The sequence below is a fragment of the Streptomyces sp. NPDC002232 genome, from assembly GCF_042890295.1.
Lineage (GTDB): Bacteria > Actinomycetota > Actinomycetes > Streptomycetales > Streptomycetaceae > Streptomyces.
This window is the reverse complement of record NZ_JBIARV010000002.1, coordinates 1,157,620-1,174,330: the sequence shown is the minus strand read 5'-3', so window position 1 is coordinate 1,174,330 and position 16,711 is coordinate 1,157,620. Positions and strand designations below refer to the sequence as shown.

The 16,711-nt window shown below is 70.8% G+C and carries 17 protein-coding genes, 1 tRNA gene, 1 pseudogene and 1 riboswitch; of the genes and pseudogenes, 11 read left to right on the top strand and 8 right to left on the bottom strand.

The window, feature by feature from the left end; translation table 11 throughout:
• Positions 1-8: 8 nt before the first annotated feature.
• Positions 9-1,274 carry a PTS transporter subunit EIIC gene (locus ACFYXU_RS12045; protein ID WP_329851053.1) on the bottom strand — a complete coding sequence of 422 codons (1,266 nt, stop codon included), beginning with the start codon at positions 1,272-1,274 and terminating at the stop codon, positions 9-11.
• Positions 1,275-1,584: 310 nt separating this feature from the next.
• The gene (locus ACFYXU_RS12040) at positions 1,585-2,892 is read right to left on the bottom strand and encodes a PTS transporter subunit EIIC (protein ID WP_376508002.1); all 1,308 of its coding nucleotides are present in this window, start codon (positions 2,890-2,892) and stop codon (positions 1,585-1,587) included.
• Positions 2,893-3,105: 213 nt separating this feature from the next.
• Here ACFYXU_RS12040 and ACFYXU_RS12035 point away from each other — a divergent pair, with 213 nt between their 5' ends.
• The 4 genes from ACFYXU_RS12035 (at position 3,106) to rdgB (ending at position 5,237) form a co-directional block, all read left to right on the top strand.
• Positions 3,106-3,339: a glucose PTS transporter subunit EIIB gene (locus tag ACFYXU_RS12035; protein WP_107439586.1), complete on the top strand. Its 234-nt coding sequence runs from the start codon at positions 3,106-3,108 to the stop codon at positions 3,337-3,339.
• Positions 3,340-3,415: 76 nt separating this feature from the next.
• Complete coding sequence (rph, locus tag ACFYXU_RS12030; RefSeq protein ID WP_329851051.1) at positions 3,416-4,147, top strand: ribonuclease PH; 732 nt, start codon at positions 3,416-3,418, stop codon at positions 4,145-4,147.
• 65 nt (positions 4,148-4,212) lie between these two features.
• On the top strand, positions 4,213-4,620 hold the full coding sequence (locus ACFYXU_RS12025; protein WP_376508003.1) for a hypothetical protein: 408 nt from the start codon (positions 4,213-4,215) through the stop codon (positions 4,618-4,620).
• Between the two features lie 8 nt (positions 4,621-4,628).
• A complete protein-coding gene (gene rdgB, locus ACFYXU_RS12020) occupies positions 4,629-5,237 on the top strand; it encodes an RdgB/HAM1 family non-canonical purine NTP pyrophosphatase (protein ID WP_376508004.1) in 609 nt (202 codons plus the stop codon).
• Positions 5,238-5,293: 56 nt separating this feature from the next.
• Here rdgB and ACFYXU_RS12015 read toward each other — a convergent pair.
• The 3 genes from ACFYXU_RS12015 to bcp form a co-directional block, all read right to left on the bottom strand.
• Positions 5,294-5,378 (bottom strand) — tRNA-Leu (locus ACFYXU_RS12015).
• 120 nt (positions 5,379-5,498) lie between these two features.
• Positions 5,499-6,989 (bottom strand): glycine betaine/L-proline transporter ProP, encoded by a 1,491-nt coding sequence (gene proP / locus ACFYXU_RS12010; protein WP_376508007.1) that lies wholly within the window; start codon positions 6,987-6,989, stop codon positions 5,499-5,501.
• 113 nt (positions 6,990-7,102) lie between these two features.
• Positions 7,103-7,576 carry a thioredoxin-dependent thiol peroxidase gene (bcp, locus tag ACFYXU_RS12005; protein WP_329851042.1) on the bottom strand — a complete coding sequence of 158 codons (474 nt, stop codon included), beginning with the start codon at positions 7,574-7,576 and terminating at the stop codon, positions 7,103-7,105.
• Positions 7,577-7,711: 135 nt separating this feature from the next.
• Between bcp and ACFYXU_RS12000 the strand changes: the two genes are divergently transcribed.
• The 3 genes from ACFYXU_RS12000 (at position 7,712) to ACFYXU_RS11990 (ending at position 8,888) form a co-directional block, all read left to right on the top strand.
• Positions 7,712-8,032: a DUF3618 domain-containing protein gene (locus ACFYXU_RS12000; RefSeq protein ID WP_329851140.1), complete on the top strand. Its 321-nt coding sequence runs from the start codon at positions 7,712-7,714 to the stop codon at positions 8,030-8,032.
• A gap of 37 nt (positions 8,033-8,069) precedes the next feature.
• Positions 8,070-8,408: a co-chaperone GroES gene (locus ACFYXU_RS11995; RefSeq protein WP_030222196.1), complete on the top strand. Its 339-nt coding sequence runs from the start codon at positions 8,070-8,072 to the stop codon at positions 8,406-8,408.
• A gap of 56 nt (positions 8,409-8,464) precedes the next feature.
• Positions 8,465-8,535: riboswitch (guanidine-III (ykkC-III) riboswitch) on the top strand.
• A 32-nt stretch (positions 8,536-8,567) separates the two neighbouring features.
• Positions 8,568-8,888 (top strand): multidrug efflux SMR transporter, encoded by a 321-nt coding sequence (locus tag ACFYXU_RS11990; protein ID WP_361393414.1) that lies wholly within the window; start codon positions 8,568-8,570, stop codon positions 8,886-8,888.
• Here the strand turns inward: ACFYXU_RS11990 and ACFYXU_RS11985 are convergent.
• Complete coding sequence (locus ACFYXU_RS11985) at positions 8,882-11,224, bottom strand: transglycosylase domain-containing protein (protein WP_389407100.1); 2,343 nt, start codon at positions 11,222-11,224, stop codon at positions 8,882-8,884. The genes ACFYXU_RS11990 and ACFYXU_RS11985 overlap by 7 nt on opposite strands.
• A gap of 148 nt (positions 11,225-11,372) precedes the next feature.
• Between ACFYXU_RS11985 and ACFYXU_RS11980 the strand changes: the two genes are divergently transcribed.
• The 4 genes and pseudogenes from ACFYXU_RS11980 to ACFYXU_RS11965 all read left to right on the top strand — a co-directional run.
• Positions 11,373-12,173, top strand: coding sequence for an ABC transporter permease (locus ACFYXU_RS11980; protein ID WP_376508074.1), 801 nt, complete (start codon positions 11,373-11,375; stop codon positions 12,171-12,173).
• Positions 12,174-12,300: 127 nt separating this feature from the next.
• Entirely contained in the window at positions 12,301-13,077 is a 777-nt protein-coding gene (locus ACFYXU_RS11975; protein ID WP_376508075.1) for an ABC transporter permease, read from the top strand.
• A 6-nt stretch (positions 13,078-13,083) separates the two neighbouring features.
• Positions 13,084-14,064: an ATP-binding cassette domain-containing protein gene (locus ACFYXU_RS11970; RefSeq protein ID WP_329851036.1), complete on the top strand. Its 981-nt coding sequence runs from the start codon at positions 13,084-13,086 to the stop codon at positions 14,062-14,064.
• Between the two features lie 18 nt (positions 14,065-14,082).
• Positions 14,083-15,345: pseudogene (locus tag ACFYXU_RS11965) on the top strand (DUF445 domain-containing protein); the annotation flags it as partial.
• Positions 15,346-15,481: 136 nt separating this feature from the next.
• Here the strand turns inward: ACFYXU_RS11965 and ACFYXU_RS11960 are convergent.
• Both ACFYXU_RS11960 and ACFYXU_RS11955 read right to left on the bottom strand, forming a co-directional pair.
• A complete protein-coding gene (locus ACFYXU_RS11960; protein WP_376508010.1) occupies positions 15,482-15,784 on the bottom strand; it encodes a hypothetical protein in 303 nt (100 codons plus the stop codon).
• A 101-nt stretch (positions 15,785-15,885) separates the two neighbouring features.
• The gene (locus tag ACFYXU_RS11955) at positions 15,886-16,644 is read right to left on the bottom strand and encodes an HNH endonuclease (RefSeq protein ID WP_389457497.1); all 759 of its coding nucleotides are present in this window, start codon (positions 16,642-16,644) and stop codon (positions 15,886-15,888) included.
• Between the last annotated feature and the right edge of the window lie 67 nt (positions 16,645-16,711).

Sequence of the window (16,711 nt, the reverse complement as noted above, 5' to 3'; positions counted from 1 at the left end):
GCGAGGGCTCACGCCTTGGTGAGGTCCTCGATCTCCTCCTCGGGCTCGCGGCCCGGGGTGGGGAGGTTGAACTTGGTGATCGCGAAGCGGAAGACCACGTAGTAGATCGCCGCGAAGACCAGACCGATCGGGATGATCAGCCACGGCTTGGTCGCGAGGTTCCAGTTCAGCAGGTAGTCGATGCCGCCCGCGGAGAAGGTGAAGCCCGCGTGGACTCCGAAGGCCCAGGTGACGGCCATGGAGATGGCGGTCAGGACCGCGTGGATCGCGTAGAGGACCGGCGCGATGAACATGAACGTGAACTCGATCGGCTCGGTGATACCGGTGACGAAGGAGGTCAGCGCGAGGGACACCATCATGCCCATGACGGCCTTGCGGCGCTCGGGGCGGGCGGCGTGCGCGATGGCGATGGCGGCGGCCGGGAGGCCGAACATCATGATCGGGAAGAAGCCCGACATGAAGATTCCGGCGCTCGGGTCACCGGCGAAGAAGCGGTTCAGGTCACCGTGGACGACCTCGCCGGCGGCGTTGGTGAAGTCGCCGATCTGGAACCAGGAGACGGTGTTCACGAACTGGTGCATGCCGACCGGGATCAGCGCGCGGTTGATGAGGCCGAAGAGGCCGGCGCCACCGGCGCCGAGGCCGGTCATCCACTCGCCGAAGCTGGAGATGCCCTCACCGATCGGCTCCCAGACCAGGCCGAAGACGACGCCGACGGCGGTGCCGACGAAGGCCATGATGATCGGGACGAGACGGCGGCCGTTGAAGAAGCCGAGCCAGTCGACGAGCTTGGTGCGGTGGAACCGCTGCCACAGGACCGCGGAGAGCAGACCCATCAGGATGCCGCCGAGGACGCCCGGGTTGTTGTACGTCGCGGCGACGTCGACACCCTTGTTGGCGGTGGTGTTGATGACGGCGTCGGTGACCGGGAAGGCCTTGAGGACGTTGCTGTAGACCAGGAAGCCGACGAGCGCGGCGAGGGCGGTCGAGCCGTCGGCCTTCTTGGCGAAGCCGATGGCGACGCCGATGCAGAAGAGCAGCGGCAGGTTGTCGAAGACAGCACCGCCGGCCGTGGCGAACACGGAGGCGACCTTGTCCCATCCGAGTCCGTCCTTGCCGAACACGTCGGGCTGGCCGAGACGGAGCAGAATACCCGCGGCCGGCAGAACGGCGATCGGCAGCTGCAGGCTGCGACCGACCTTCTGCAGGCCCTGGAACAGGCCGGATCCGCGCTTCTTCGCGGGAGCGGCGGCCTGGGCGGTGGCCGTACTCATCAACTTCCTCCAGTAAGGCAAGGCGCCGCCAGGGACAGTGAACACGGGGGGAGGCGACGTCTCGTGGAACGCGGTGGTCTGGACCGCGTGGTCTACACCAATGAGTGGTGTAGACCAGTTGTAGCACGTGTGACTTAGATAAGGAACCTGCGAATTCTGTGCGTTCAGCCATAGCTGGAAATGCACGACAAAAGGCCCCCGGACGGTCAGGTCCGGGGGCCTGTGGCAGGGCTTACGAGGGGGACGAAAGCCCCGGAACGGTCACGCTGCGCGGGGTGAGCGAGGCGCTACCTGACGTTGTCGCCCCGCCTCACTTGACGTTCTCCCGCTCCATCTCCTCGCCCACCTCGTCCGGCTCGCGGCCGGGGGTCTGGAGGTTGAATTTGGTGATCGCGAACCGGAAGATCACGTAGTACACGATCGCGAAGCCGAGACCGATCGGAATGATCAGCCAGGGTTTCGTCGCCAGGTTCCAGTTGATCACGTAGTCGATCAGGCCCGCCGAGAAGCTGAAGCCGTCCTTCACGCCGAACGCCCAGGTCACGGCCATCGAGACGCCGGTGAGCACCGCGTGGATCGCGAACAGCACCGGCGCGATGAAGAGGAACGAGTACTCCAGCGGCTCCGTGATGCCGGTGACGAACGAGGTCAGCGCCACCGAGAGCATCAGGCCGCCGACCTCCTTGCGGCGGTGCGGCTTCGCGCAGTGGGTGATCGCGAGGGCCGCCGCCGGCAGCGCGAACATCATGATCGGGAAGAAGCCCGTCAGGAACTGTCCGGCGTGCGGGTCGCCGGCCAGGAACATCGGGATGTCGCCGTGCACCACGGTGCCGTCCGGCTTCGTGTACGTGCCGAACTGGAACCAGATGGGCACGTTCAGGAACTGGTGCAGGCCGATCACCAGCAGCGCGCGGTTCGCGACGCCGAAGATGCCCGAACCCCAGGCGCCGAGCCCGACCAGCCAGTCGCTGAAGTTCTCCAGCGCGTCGCCGATCGGCGGCCAGATCCACAGGCACAGCGAGGCGAAGGCGATCGCCACGAAGGTCATGATGATCGGCACGAGCCGGCGGCCGTTGAAGAAGCCCAGCCAGTCGACCAGCTTCGTCCGGTGGTAGCGCTGCCACAGATACGCGGTGAGCAGGCCCATCACGATGCCGCCGAAGACCCCCGGGTTCTGGTACGTGTACCCGCTGAAGACCTGCTCGGGCGCGAGGCAGCCGCCGTTGATGTCCACGGTCCCCGACGGGCAGGTCTTCGGGAACTGCCGCAGCACGTTGTAGTAGACGAGGAAGCCGACCACCGCGGCGAGCGCCGTGGAGCCGTCCGCCTTCTTCGCCATGCCGATGGCCACGCCGATGCAGAAGAGGAGGGGCAGACCCAGGTTTCCGTCGAGCAGCGCGCCGCCCGCGCCCGCCATCACCTTCGCGACGTTGTCCCAGCCCAGACCGTCGGCGCCGAAGACGTCCGGCTGCCCGAGCCGGTTGATGATGCCGGCGGCCGGGAGCACGGCGATCGGGAGCTGGAGGCTGCGGCCCATCTTCTGGAGGCCCTGGAAGAGCCCGCCCCAGGACAGGGAACCCTTCCGCTTCGGTGCGGCCGCGGCGCTGTCCGTACTCATCGGCGTCCTCCCTGCCCGGAACAAGCCGGGTCCGCATCTCGTTGCACACTGGTGTAGACCAGTTGCGATAGGCTCCGGGAGCCCGCTGAGGACAGGCCGCCGGTGATCGTCATCATTCGGCAGAACGGCTGCACTCGCTCGCGAAGTTGAGCCAACCGTGGGTTACCGTGACAAAGCGGACCGTCGGTGCGCAGAACGGACAGGGAGAAACACATGGCCAGCAAGGCTGAGAAGATCGTCGCCGGCCTCGGCGGCATCGACAACATCGAAGAGGTCGAAGGCTGCATCACCCGCCTGCGCACCGAGGTCATCGACGCCGGCAAGGTCGACGAGGCCGCCCTCAAGGCCGCCGGCGCCCACGGCGTCGTCAAGATGGGCACCGCCATCCAGGTCGTCATCGGCACCGACGCCGACCCGATCGCCGCGGAGATCGAAGACATGATGTGAGCCACCGGCTCCCCCCGACGAGGGCCCGTTCCGGCAGGGGAACGGGCCCTCCGTCATGTCCGGCTAGGCTCGACCCATGTCTCGCATCGACGGCCGTACCGCCGAACAGCTCCGCCCCGTCACCATCGAACGCGGCTGGAGCAAGCACGCCGAGGGCTCCGTCCTCATCTCCTTCGGCGACACCAAGGTCTTCTGCACCGCCTCCGTCACCGAAGGCGTCCCGCGCTGGCGCAAGGGCAGCGGCGAAGGCTGGGTCACCGGGGAGTACTCCATGCTCCCCCGCGCCACCAACACCCGCGGCGACCGCGAGTCCGTCCGCGGCAAGATCGGCGGCCGCACCCACGAGATCTCCCGCCTCATCGGCCGCTCCCTGCGCGCCGTCATCGACTACAAGGCCCTCGGCGAGAACACCGTCGTCCTCGACTGCGACGTCCTCCAGGCCGACGGCGGCACCCGCACCGCCGCCATCACCGGCGCCTACGTGGCACTCGCGGACGCGATCTCCTGGGCCCAGGGCAAGAAGCTGGTCAAGGCCGGCCGCAAGCCCCTCACCGGCACCGTCGCCGCCGTCTCCGTCGGCATCGTCGACGGCGTCCCCCTCCTCGACCTCTGCTACGAGGAGGACGTGCGCGCCGACACCGACATGAACGTCGTCTGCACCGGCGACGGCCGCTTCGTCGAGGTCCAGGGCACCGCCGAGGCCGAGCCCTTCGACCGCAAGGAGCTCAACGCGCTCCTCGACCTCGCCTCCGGCGGCTGCGCCGAACTGGCCGAGATCCAGCGCAAGGCCCTCGAAGGAACCCTCTGACCTCACCCTGCGTCCTGACGGGCGGGCAGCCGGATACGATCCGTGCGCCCGCCCGTCCGCATGTCATGTACGTATCTGGGGGAGGACCCGCCTTGAAGCGCCGACTCGCACTCGCCGTGGCCACGGCCGCCGCGCTCACCACCGTCCTGAGCGGCTGCGGAGCCCTCGACACCGCCTTGGACTGCGTCAAGACCGCCGACGCGATAGCCACGTCCGTGCAGAACCTCCAGCAGGCCGTCTCCAACGCCTCCAACGACGTGACGCAGATCGAGGAGTCCCTCGACCAGATCTCCACCGAGCTGGGCAACCTCAAGAACACGACGGACGACGCCGACCTCTCGAAGGCCGTCGACGACCTGACCAAGGGCGTGGACTCCGTCCGCACGGCGGTCAAGAACGGCGACTCCACCCCGGACATCACCCCGATCACGGACGCGGCCGGCGAAGTGGCCAAGGTCTGCACCCCGGGATAATCGGGTCCATGACCCAGCAGCGCCTGATCCTCGCCACCCGCAACGCGGGCAAGATCACCGAACTCCACGCGATCCTCGCCGACGCGGGCCTCGACCTCGAACTCGTCGGCGCGGACGCGTACCCCGACATCCCCGACGTGAAGGAGACCGGAGTCACCTTCGCCGAGAACGCCCTCCTGAAGGCCCACGCCCTGGCCCGCGCCACCGGCCTCCCGGCCGTCGCCGACGACTCGGGCCTCTGCGTCGACGTCCTGAACGGCGCCCCCGGCATCTTCTCCGCCCGCTGGGCCGGCACCCACGGGGACGACCTCGCGAACCTCAACCTCCTGCTGGCCCAGCTCTCCGACATCGCGGACGAGCACCGCGCGGCCCACTTCGCCTGCGCGGCGGCACTCGCCCTCCCGGACGGCACGGAACGCGTGGTCGAGGGCCGCATGGACGGCACCCTCCGCACCACCCCGGCGGGCACGAACGGCTTCGGCTACGACCCGATCCTCCAGCCGACGGGCCACGAGGTGACGTGCGCGGAACTGACCCCGCAGGAGAAGAACGCGATCAGCCACCGAGGCAAGGCGTTCCGCGCCCTGGTCCCGGTGGTGAAGGAGCTGCTGGGCTGACACCCGCATGCGAAACGGCCTGCGCACCGATCCTTCGGTGCGCAGGCCGTTTCGTGTGCGGCGGAAGGGATTCGAACCCTCAAGCCCGATCAAGGGCCACAGATCCTAAGTCTGCTGTGTCAACCATTGCACCACCGCCGCCCAACTGCCTGCCATCGTAGCGGGAGCCGCCGAGGCGTCAGGTGCGGGTGACGGCAGGACAGCCGGGACACGGGGGCCGGAGGTCCTCGCGCGGGTCGGCGCGGGCGCGCCGACCCTCCGTCAGAACCTCGGTTCCGGGCTCTGGGCCAGGACCAGTTCCGTGGCCTCCTCCTGGGTGGCCACCGACGGGGGTGAGCCCTCCAGGGGGAGGCGGGCCGTCTCCTTCATGCAGGCGACCGCGATCACGCCGACGAGCGCCGCGGCCATCGCGTAGTACGCCGGCATCAGGTTGCTGCCGGTCGCGCCGATCAGAGCCGTGATGACGAGCGGGGTCGTACCGCCGAAGAGGGACGTCGACACGTTGTAGGCCACGGCCAGGGAGCCGTACCGCACCTCGGTCGGGAAGAGCGCCGGGAGGGCCGCCGACATGGTGCCGAGCATGCAGACCAGCGACAGGCCGAGCATCAGCATGCCCGCGGTGATCGCCGGCACGCCGCCCTGGCCGATCAGCAGGAAGGCCGGCAGGGAGAGGAGCAGGAAGCCGAGCATGCCGGTCATCAGGACGGGCTTGCGGCCGAACCGGTCGCTGAGCCGCCCGACCCGCGTGACGACCAGCATCAGCACGACCATGACGCCCAGCAGGATCAGCAGGCCGTGGGTCTCGCTGTAGCCCAGCTCGTCGGAGAGGTACGTCGGCATGTACGACAGCACCATGTAGTCGGTGATGTTGTACGCGCAGACCAGCGCGACGCACAGGATCAGCGCGGGCCACTGCTGCCGGAAGATCCGCGCCAGGCCGCCCGCGGCGGACGCCTCCGCCGGGGCCTGCGCCGACGGCGCCGACTCGCTCTCCAGCTTCTGGAACGCGGGCGTCTCGTCGAGCCGGAGCCGCAGGTAGAGGCCGATCAGACCCAGCGGACCCGCCACCAGGAACGGCACCCGCCAGCCCCAGGCCTCCATCGTGTCGTGGCCGAGCCACGTCGTGAGCGCCGTGACGAGGCCCGCCGCGGCGACGTAGCCCGCCAGCGTGCCGACCTCCAGGAAGCTGCCGAAGTAGCCGCGGCGGCGGTCGGGCGCGTACTCGGCGATGAACGTCGAGGCGCCGCCGTACTCGCCGCCGGTCGAGAAGCCCTGCACCATCCGGAAGAACACCAGCAGCGCCGGCGCCCAGAAGCCTATGGACGCGTACGAGGGGATCAGCCCGATCGCGAACGTGCCGGCCGCCATGAGGATCATGGTCAGCGCGAGGACCTTCTTACGGCCCAGCCGGTCACCCATCGGGCCGAACACCATGCCGCCGACGGGGCGGACCAGGAAGGCGACGGCGAAGGTCGCGAACGACGAGAGCAGCTGGACCGTGTCGTTCCCCGACGGGAAGAAGACGTGGCCGAGGGTGACGGCCAGATAGGCGTAGATGCCGAAGTCGAACCACTCCATGGCATTGCCCAGGGAGGCCGCCCGCACCGCCCGCCGCACCGAGGCCTCCTCGGTGACCGTGATGTCGGTCCGCCGCAGCCGAGGGGCCCGGCGCCGCGTGACGGCCCGGAACAGGCGCGGATGACGTCTGCGGGCCTCGGGATCGGCGGCGGGGTCGCGGTCGGTGACCGGCATGACCGTACGTCCTCTCTGAGGGGATGAACTCCAGAGGACCTTCTGCACGGTCAAGCCGATCACAAACGGAATCGGCCACGGAAAGGGACGTCCGTCACCTCGCCCGGCGGGTCTCAGCCCTCGACGGAGAGGTCCCGCATGATCTTGGCGACGTGGCCCGTGGCCTTCACGTTGTAGAAGGCGTGCTCCACCTTGCCCTCCTCGTCGACGACGACCGTCGACCGGATCACGCCCGTGACCACCTTGCCGTACAGCTTCTTCTCGCCGAAGGCGCCGTAGGCCTCCAGGGTCTCCTTCGACGGGTCGCCGACCAGCGTGACCTTCAGGTGCTCCTTCTCGCGGAACTTGGCCAGCTTCTCCGGCTTGTCCGGGGACACGCCGATGACGTCGTAGCCGGCCTCCGCGAGGACGTCCAGGTTGTCCGTGAAGTCGCACGCCTGCTTCGTGCACCCGGGGGTCAGCGCCGCCGGGTAGAAGTAGACGATGACCTTGCGGCCCTTGTGGTCCGCGAGGGAGACCTCGTTGCCGTCCGCGTCGGGAAGGGTGAAGGCGGGGGCGGTGTCGCCGGGCTGCAGTCGCTCGCTCATGGCTGGCTCTCCTCGGAATGTTCGCGTACGCGTTCCAGAGCCTAATGGGGTCACATGGGGGTCTGGGGCGACCTGATCGCGCCGGAACTGACAGACTGGCCGTCAACGACCGATTACGACTACGGAGGCAGCGCGGTGTCGGAGGCCAGGACCCCTGCGCAGATCGAGGCGGACATCGTCCGCCGGCGCGAGCAGCTCGCCGTCACTCTCGACGAGATCGGCATTCGGGTGCACCCGAAGACGATCGTCGGGGACGCGAAGGCCAAGGTCGCGTCGACGGTCGACCAGACGGCCGGGCGCGCGTTCGTCGCCGTCAACCGGGTCGTCTCGGACGTGAAGGCCCGTTTCACCCACGAGGACGGCGCCCCCCGCCTGGAGCGGGTGGTCCCGGCGGCCGTCGTGGCCCTCGCCGTCGTGGGGCTCGTCGTCTCCGTCTCCCGGCGGAACAAGGCGTGATCGCTTTCCCGCCCGCCCGGGCAGGTAGGTTCACTCCGTGAGCGAGAACACGCACGACAAGCTGCCCATCCGGATGCTCCACGACCGGGTCCTGGTCCGTACCGACTCCCCGGAGGGGGAGCGGCGGTCCGGGGGCGGCATCCTGATCCCCGCGACGGCCGCCGTGGGCCGCCGCCTCGCGTGGGCCGAGGTGGTCGCGGTCGGCCAGAACGTCCGTACCGTCGAGACCGGCGACCGGGTGCTGTACGACCCCGAGGACCGCGCCGAGGTCGAGGTGCGCGGTGTCGCGTACGTCCTGATGCGGGAGCGCGACCTGCACGCGGTGGCCGCGGACCGGTTCCAGGGCACCTCGGACTCGACCGGGCTGTATCTGTAGACCGGCGGGTCGGACCGCCCCCGAGGCCCTGGTGACCGGAGTCACCGGGGCCTTTGCCGGTTCTTTGCTAGCCTGGAGACACCCCGACGAGACGCGCCGTACCGGGTTGACGACAAGACGACGCACTCCTGTTGTTCCGTCTCGCGGAGGTGTGTCGTCATGGCCTGGGTTCTTCTGATCGTCGCCGGTCTGCTCGAGGTCGGCTGGTCCATCGGCATGAAGTTCACCGACGGCTTCACCCGGCTCTGGCCGAGCGTGTTCACCGGCCTCGGGATCGTCGCCTCGATGATGTTGCTCTCGCAGGCTGCCAAGACCCTGCCGATCGGTACGGCCTACGGCGTGTGGGTCGGCATCGGCGCGGCGGGTGCGGCGGTGCTCGGCATGGTGGTGCTCGGTGAGCCGGCGACCGCCGCCCGGATCTTCTTCGTCTGTCTGCTGCTGGTCGCCGTGGTGGGGCTCAAGGCGACCAGCGGTCACTGACCCGCGGGGCGCCCGGCTCCTGACCCGGGCGCCGGCGGGACCGGGGGCGTGATCGGAAGCGCGGTGTCGGGCCCCGCGCCCGGGTGCGCGCCGGGTCCCGCGCCGGGGCCGGGGCCAGGTGCCGGACCGATCTCAGGTCCCCGTCCGACTCCGGGGCCACGTCCTGCTCCGGGCCCGTGTCCGGGGCCGTTGCCGCGCGGTGCCGCGCCCGGTCCCGCCTCCCCGGTCTCGTACCAGTCCTCCGGCCGGCCCGAGCCGTCCTGTCCTTCCGTCGACTCGGGTGCCGCCGTCGCCGGCGGTGCCTCGGCGCCCGGCATGAGCCGGAGCTCGAAGTCCCGGGCCGGTGTCCCGGCCAGAGCCGCCCGGGTGAAGCGGCCCCAGATCTCGGCCGGCACCCCGCCCCCGTTGACACGCGCCTCGCCCAGGGCGCCGTAGAGCGACTCCTGCGACCCGGACTCGGGGTCCTGGCCCATCACCGCCACGACCGTGGCGAGTTCCGGGGTGTAGCCGGCGAACCAGGCGGCCTTGTCGTCCTCCGCCGTGCCCGTCTTGCCGGCGGCGGGGCGTCCGGCGGCCTGCGCGGCCGTGCCGGTGCCGGCCTCGACGACGCTCCGCAGGATCGACGTCGTCGTGTCGGCGGCCTCGCGGCTGACGGCCTGGCGGCGGGCGGTGCCGGGGAGTTCGACCTCGTGGCCGTTCCGGCTGATCTCCTCGACGAGCGCGTAGCTGCCGTTCCGTCCGTGCGCGGCGAGCGTCGCGTAGGCCGAGGCCATGTCGAGGACGCTGGCGGTGGCGGCGCCGAGGGCGATGGAGGGGGAGGCGGTGAGGTCGGGGGTGGTGCCGGGGACGCCGAGGGCGATCGCGGTGCGCCGCACGCGGGCGGGGCCGACGTCGACGGCCATCTGGGCGTACACGGCGTTCACGGACAGGTCGGTGGCCGCGCCGACGGCGATGTCGCCGTAGTCCGCGTCGTCCTCGTTGGCGGGGTCGTACGGGCTGCCGCCCCAGCCCTCCACCGGGCGCCGGTTGGTGCCGTCGTACACGGTGTACGGGGTGATGGGCAGGCCCTGCTGGGTCTGGGCGGCGTTCTGGACGGCGGCCGTGAAGACGAAGGGCTTGAAGGTGGAGCCGACCTGGTAGTCGCGGCGGGTGGCGTTGTTGACGTACTGCTGGGTGTAGTCGACGCCGCCGTACATGGCGAGGACCTTGCCGTTCGCCGGGTCGACGGCCGCGGCCCCGACCCGTACGTACCGGTCGGTGGGGGAGCCCGCCGGGTCGAGCCGGGAGACGACCCGGTCCTCGACGGCCTGGACGAGGGCCTCCTGCGTGGCGGGTTCCAGGGTGGTGGTGATGCGGAAGCCGCCGCCGGCGAGGGTCTTCTCGTCGACGATCCCGCGGCCGGTGAGGTACTCCTCGACGGCCTGCACGAGATAGCCGCGCTGGCCGGAGAGGGCGGTCGCGGCGCGCGCGGTCTGGGGGGCGGGGAAGCGGGCGGCGGCGCGGGCGGCGGGGGAGAGCCAGCCCTCGGTGACCATGCCGTCGAGGACGTAGTGCCAGCGGGCGACGGCCTTGGCGCGGTTCTCGGGGTGGGTGGTGACGTCGTAGGCGCTGGGGGCCTTGAGGAGGGAGGCGAGGTAGGCGCCCTCGGCGGTGTCGAGGTGCTCGACGTCCTTGCCGTAGTACGCGCGGGCGGCGGCCTGGATCCCGTACGCGTTCCGGCCGAAGTAGCTGGTGTTCAGGTAGCCCTGGAGGATCTCCTCCTTGCTCTTCTCGCGGCCCAGCTTGATCGCGATGAAGAACTCCTTGGCCTTGCGGCTGAGGGTCTGCTCCTGGCCCAGGTAGTAGTTCTTGACGTACTGCTGGGTGATGGTGGAGCCGGACTGGCGGCCCTTGCCGGTGACGGTGTTCCAGGCGGCGCGGACCATGGCCTTGGGGTCGACGGCGCGCGAGGTGTGGAAGTCGCGTTCCTCGGCGGCGAGGACGGCCCGCCGGACGGGGAGCGGGACCTGGTCGAGGCGGATGTTCTCGCGGTTCACCTCGCCGTCGCGGGCGAGGGGGGTGCCGTCCCGGTAGAGGTAGACGTTCGACTGGGCGACGGCCGCGGCGTTGGCGGGCGGGATCTCCACCAGGAGGTAGCCGGCGGCGAAGGCACCGGCGAGCAGCAGCGTCCCGAGCAGCAGGAGCCCGAGGAGCGCCCGGAGGACGCGGCGGAAGGCGCCGCGCGGCCGGACCCGGGGCGGTCCGTGCAGGGTGGGGTCCCGCGGTGCCCAGCCGCTCGGACGCGGATCGTCGTCGCTCGTGCCGTGCGTGCCACTCGTACCGGAGGAAGGGGACATGGCATCACATACTGCACGGAATGCGCTGAAACTCCCCGGAAATCTCCCAAGCGCCCCGAAGGTGGCGCGAAAACCGGTCGCGGCGCGCCGGGCCGAGCCACTAGGGTCGTGCGCTTCGCCGTCCACCCCGGGGAAAGGGACCTTCATGCTGCGGCTGTACGCGACGGTGGCAGCGGGAGGTTTCCGGCGCTACGCCACCTACCGCGTGGCCACGGCCGCGGGCGTCTTCACCAACAGCGTCTTCGGGTTCGTGCTCTCCGCCACGTACATCGCCCTCTGGGACGAACGGCCGGGGCTCGGCGGCTACTCCATGGACGACGCCCTCGCGTACGTGTGGATCGGCCAGGCGCTGATCACCGTCTGCGGACTGATGGGCGGCGGCTTCGAGGACGAGCTGATCGAGCGGATCAGGACCGGTGACATCGCCGTCGACCTCTACCGTCCCGTCGACCTCCAGGCCTGGTGGTTCTCGGCCGACGCGGGCCGGTCCGCCTACCAGCTCCTCGGCCGGGGAGTCGTCCCGATGGCGGTCGGCGCGCTCGTCTTCCGCTTCACCCTGCCGTCGGGGCCGGGTGCCTGGCTCGCGTTCCTGGTGGCGGTGGCGCTGGGCTCCACCGTCGGCTTCGCGCTCTGGTACCTGGTGGCGATGAGCGCGTTCTGGCTGCTCGACGGGCAGGGCGTGGTGCAGGTGGCCTGGCTGGGCGGCCTGTTCTTCTCGGGGATGCTCCTGCCGCTGAACGTCTTCCCGGGCACGCTGGGCGAGGTCGCCCGGACCCTGCCGTGGGCCTCGCTGCTCCAGGTGCCGGCCGATGTCTACCTGGGCAGGTACCAGGGCTGGGAGCTGGCGGGGGCGTACGCCTTCCAGGGCTGCTGGGCCGTGGTCCTGCTGGGCGCGGGCCGTGCGGCGCAGGCGGCGGCACGGCGGAAGGTGGTGGTCCAGGGTGGCTGAGCCGGGGGTGCGGGGGGCGGGGACGGGGGAGCCCCGGGGCCAGGACGCGCGCGAGTCCCGGGGTCAGGACGCGGGGGAGTCCTCGGCGCGCGACTCGTGGGCGCGGGAATCCTGGCGTACGTACCGCATGGTGGCGGGCATGTGGATCCGCTCCACGATGACGTACCGGTCCTCCTTCGCGCTGACCCTCCTCACCAGCTTCTGCGTCACCTTCTTCGACTTCGTCGTCATCCTCCTGATGTTCGGTCAGGTGCGGGGCCTCGGCGGGTTCTCCTTCGCCGAGGTCGCCCTGCTGTACGGGACGGCCGGCACGTCCTTCGGGCTCGCCGACCTGACGATGGGCTCGCTCCAGCGGATGGGGCGGCGGGTCAGGGACGGCTCCCTCGACACGTTCCTGATGCGTCCGGCGCCGCTGCTCGCGCAGGTCGCGGCGGACAAGTTCGCGCTGCGGCGGTTCGGCCGGGTCGCGCAGGGCCTGATGGTCCTGGTCTGGGGGCTGCTGCTGCTCGACGTCGACTGGACGCCGCTGAAGGTGCTGCTGCTGCCGGTGACGGTGGTGTGCGGGGCGGTGATCTTCGGCGCGGTGATGGTGGTGGGCGCGTCGGCGCTCTTCTGGATGCAGGACGCGGCCGAGGTCACGAACTCCTTCACGTACGGCGGGAACACCCTCCTCCAGTACCCGCCGACGATCTTCGCGCAGGACCTGGTGCGGGGGGTGGTGTACGTGGTGCCGCTGGCGTTCGTGAGCTGGCTCCCCGCGCTGTACGTGCTCGGCCGGCCGGCTCCGGCGGGGGTGCCGGACGGGGCGGCCTTCGCGGCGCCGCTGGTGGCGGCCGCGGCCTGCGGGGTCGCGGGGCTCGCGTGGCGGGCCGGGGTCCGCTCGTACCGATCGACAGGAAGCTGACGGAGCATGCCCTTCATCGAACTGGACGCCCTGGAGAAGACCTTCACGGTCCGCCGGAGGGCGGGACTGCTCCGCCGCGAGAAGAAGGAGGTCCGGGCGGTCGACGGCATCACCTTCGGCGTGGAGCGCGGCGAGATGGTCGGCTACATCGGCCCGAACGGCGCCGGGAAGTCGACCACCATCAAGATGCTCACCGGCATCCTGACCCCCAGCGGCGGCCGGCTGCGGGTCGCGGGCATCGATCCGGCGCGGGAGCGCACCCGGCTGGCCCAGCGGATCGGGGTGGTCTTCGGCCAGCGGACGACGCTCTGGTGGGACCTCCCGCTGAAGGACTCGTACCGGCTGGTCCACCGCATGTACCGGATCCCCGACGCGCGGTACGAGGAGAACCTCGCCCGCTGCGTGGACCTGCTCGACCTGGGCGAGCTCCTCGACGTGCCCGTACGGCAGCTCTCCCTCGGCCAGCGGATGCGCGGCGACATCGCGGCGGCGCTGCTGCACGACCCGGAGGTGCTGTACCTGGACGAGCCGACGATCGGCCTGGACGTGGTGTCGAAGGCGAAGGTCCGCGACTTCCTCCGCGACCTGAACAGGACCCGGGGCACCACGGTCCTCCTCACCACCCACGACCTCACGGACATCGAACAGCTCTGCTCGCGGGTGATGGTCATCGACCACGGGCGGCTGATGTACGACGGGGAGCTCGCCGGGCTGCACGCGGTGGGCGAGAGCGAACGGCTCCTGATGGTGGACCTGGAGCGGGAGGTGGAGCCGATCACGGACGTGCCGGGAGCCCGCTTCGTACGGGCGGAGGGCCCCCGCCAGTGGCTCGCCTTCCCGTCCGTCTCCTCGGCGGCGCCGCTGGTGGCGGCGGTGGCCGCGAAGTACCCCCTGGTCGACCTCTCGGTGCGGGAGCCGGACATCGAGGCGGTGATCGCGAAGATGTACGGGGGAACTCGGGACGAGCGCCGGGAGTCCCTGATGTAGGAGGTCGAGTCGATGGTGAGTTTCTCGTACACGGCGGCGGACGAGGAGAAGAGCAGAGGCGTCCGCCGCATGAAGGCCCTGGCGACGGCGCTGCTGCTGCTGGTGGCCGTGGTCTACGCCCTGGCGACGTGGGCGAAGAACGCGGGCTGGGGGGCCTGGGCGGGGTACGTCGCCGCGGCTGCGGAGGCGGGCATGGTCGGCGCGCTCGCGGACTGGTTCGCGGTGACCGCGCTGTTCCGGCGCCCCCTGGGCCTCCCCATCCCGCACACGGCGATCATCCCGACGAAGAAGGACCAGCTGGGGGCGTCGCTGGGCACCTTCGTCGGCGAGAACTTCCTGTCGGCGGACGTCGTACGGGGCCGGCTGGCGGCCCTGGGCATCGGCGGGCGGCTCGGCGGGTGGCTGGCGGACCCGGCCCACGCGGACCGGGTCACGGAGGAGCTGTCGACGGCCCTGCGGGGTGCCCTGACGGTGCTGCGGGACGCGGACGTGCAGGCGGTCGTGGGCGAGGCGATCACCCGGAGGGCGGAGGCGGCGGAGATCGCCCCGGGCCTGGGCAAGACCCTGGAGAAGGTGGTCTCGGACGGGGCGCACCGCAGGGCGGTCGACCTGGTCTGCACCCGCGCGCACGACTGGCTGGTGACGCACGGCGACTCGGTGATGGACGCGGTGCAGGGCGGGGCGCCGGGCTGGACGCCGCGCTTCGTGGACAAGCGGATCGGGGAGCGGGTCTACAAGGAGCTGCTCCGCTTCGTCACGGAGATGCGGGACATGCCGGGGCACCCGGCGCGCGGGGCGATCGACCGCTTCCTCACGGACTTCGCGGCGGACCTCCAGGCCGACACGGACACCCGCGCCCGGGTGGAGCGCCTGAAGTCGGACCTGCTGGCCCGCCCGGAGGTGCAGGACATCATCGCCTCGGCGTGGTCCTCGGTACGGTCCCTGATCATCGCGGCGGCCGAGGACGACCGCAGCCAGCTCCGGCTGCGGGCCCGCGCCTCACTGATCTCCCTGGGCACCCGCCTGGCGACGGACGCCCGCCTCCAGGCGAAGGTGGAAGGCTGGGCGGAAGACGCGGCGGCGTACGTGGTCACCACCTACCGCCACGAGATCACCTCGCTGATCACGGACACGGTCGCCGGCTGGGACGCCCACCAGACCTCCCGCAAGATCGAGGCGAACATCGGCCGCGACCTCCAGTTCATCCGCATCAACGGCACGGTGGTGGGCGCCTTGGCGGGCCTCCTGATCTACACGGTGAGCCACGCGGTGGGGGGGTGAGGACCCTTCGCGGGGGCTGGGGGCTGGGGGCTGGGGGCTGGGGGCTCGGCACGGGGTGGGGCGCCCCTGCGCGGGGTGGGGCGGGGGTCCCGGACGTGGGGCCCGGAGCCGGGCTCGGCCCCGGGCGCGCGTGACGTCAGTTCTTCCCGCGCGTGACGGCCCAGGAGGCGGCGGCCATGCCACCGGCGACGGAGAACACGGCGGGCCAGGCCCCGATCTTCTTGGCGAGCGGGTGGGACCCGGCGAAGGCGGCGACGTACCCGGCGGTCAGCCCGACGGCGGCCTTGGCCCCGCCCGCCTGCTGCCACTCCCGCGCGGCCACACCACCGGCGACGGCCAGCACGGCACCCCCGAGCGGCCGCTTCTTGGTCCACCGGGCCACGGCGTACCCGCCGACGAGCCCGGCGGCGGCGATGGCGGGGGAGGGGATGCGGGGCATGACGGGGTCCTTCCGGTCGGGGGGTGCGTCCTTCGAGCGTACGAGGTGCGGACGCGGGGCCACCGGGAGGGCTGACGGTCAGGCGCACTGTGCGCAGCAGTTCACGAGGCGCAGGCAGCCGCGCGGCTGGTTACCGAGCGCATTTCCGCACGAACAGCGTCCGGAGTGCGCCACGATTGCCCCTTGTAGTTCCTGTGACACATGCGATGGCAGTTGGCGCACAGCAGGGCGAGGTCCTCGAGACGCGTTTCGCGGGAGCCGGTGATGTGGAGGGGGGTGACGTGGTGAACCTCGACGTAGTCGGCGCCGAGAGGCCCGTACGTGAGGCCGAAGTCGAAGGTGCAGACTTCACAGCGGACGGGCAGGTTCAGACGTTGCACCTGCCGGATCTTCTTGTTCCGGAGACCGCGGTCCCGTTCGCGGTGCAGCGCCCAGCGCAGCAGCAGCCGGCCTTCGCGTGCGCCCTGTCCGCCATCGTCATCGGCCTCGTCCGGCTGCACCGGGATGCGGTGGAGTTCGCCGCTGGCGATTCCGTCGCGCAGCGCGCGAGTGGCGGCGAGCATCTCCGCGGGGTGCGTGAGGAAGTCGGAGACGATCTCTCGGGTGGGGCGCCCGCCCTTGGTTGCCGGGCCGACGTGGTCAGGGTGGGCTGTGGCGATGTCGGTCGTCTTGCGGCTCACACTGTTCGGCGACCGGAAGCGCTGATCTCTGGCGGCGTCCCCATGCAGGGGGAGCGAGCGGAGCAGGTCAGACAGTTCCCAAACCCGGAGATCGCTCTGGCGCAGCTCGCGCCATCCGTTCTCCATGACGAGCGCGCATGCCAGAAGCAGCTCGTCCCTCACCCAGGAGATTTGCGCCATACAGAAGATCGTACAAGCGCTCGCTGCGGGTGGGGAGTGTCTGAGGAGGTTGCGGGATGGCGCACAC

Excerpts from the sequence above, each read along its gene's own strand:
- ACFYXU_RS12045 (WP_329851053.1), bottom strand. The coding sequence starts at position 1,274 with ATGAGTACGGCCACCGCCCAGGCCGCCGCTCCCGCGAAGAAGCGCGGA.
- ACFYXU_RS12040 (WP_376508002.1), bottom strand. The coding sequence starts at position 2,892 with ATGAGTACGGACAGCGCCGCGGCCGCACCGAAGCGGAAGGGTTCCCTG.
- ACFYXU_RS12035 (WP_107439586.1), top strand. The coding sequence starts at position 3,106 with ATGGCCAGCAAGGCTGAGAAGATCGTCGCCGGCCTCGGCGGCATCGAC.
- rph (WP_329851051.1), top strand. The coding sequence starts at position 3,416 with ATGTCTCGCATCGACGGCCGTACCGCCGAACAGCTCCGCCCCGTCACC.
- ACFYXU_RS12025 (WP_376508003.1), top strand. The coding sequence starts at position 4,213 with ATGTACGTATCTGGGGGAGGACCCGCCTTGAAGCGCCGACTCGCACTC.
- rdgB (WP_376508004.1), top strand. The coding sequence starts at position 4,629 with ATGACCCAGCAGCGCCTGATCCTCGCCACCCGCAACGCGGGCAAGATC.
- proP (WP_376508007.1), bottom strand. The coding sequence starts at position 6,989 with ATGCCGGTCACCGACCGCGACCCCGCCGCCGATCCCGAGGCCCGCAGA.
- bcp (WP_329851042.1), bottom strand. The coding sequence starts at position 7,576 with ATGAGCGAGCGACTGCAGCCCGGCGACACCGCCCCCGCCTTCACCCTT.
- ACFYXU_RS11990 (WP_361393414.1), top strand. The coding sequence starts at position 8,568 with ATGGCCTGGGTTCTTCTGATCGTCGCCGGTCTGCTCGAGGTCGGCTGG.
- ACFYXU_RS11985 (WP_389407100.1), bottom strand. The coding sequence starts at position 11,224 with ATGTCCCCTTCCTCCGGTACGAGTGGCACGCACGGCACGAGCGACGAC.
- ACFYXU_RS11975 (WP_376508075.1), top strand. The coding sequence starts at position 12,301 with ATGGTGGCGGGCATGTGGATCCGCTCCACGATGACGTACCGGTCCTCC.
- ACFYXU_RS11970 (WP_329851036.1), top strand. The coding sequence starts at position 13,084 with ATGCCCTTCATCGAACTGGACGCCCTGGAGAAGACCTTCACGGTCCGC.
- ACFYXU_RS11960 (WP_376508010.1), bottom strand. The coding sequence starts at position 15,784 with ATGCCCCGCATCCCCTCCCCCGCCATCGCCGCCGCCGGGCTCGTCGGC.
- ACFYXU_RS11955 (WP_389457497.1), bottom strand. The coding sequence starts at position 16,644 with ATGGCGCAAATCTCCTGGGTGAGGGACGAGCTGCTTCTGGCATGCGCG.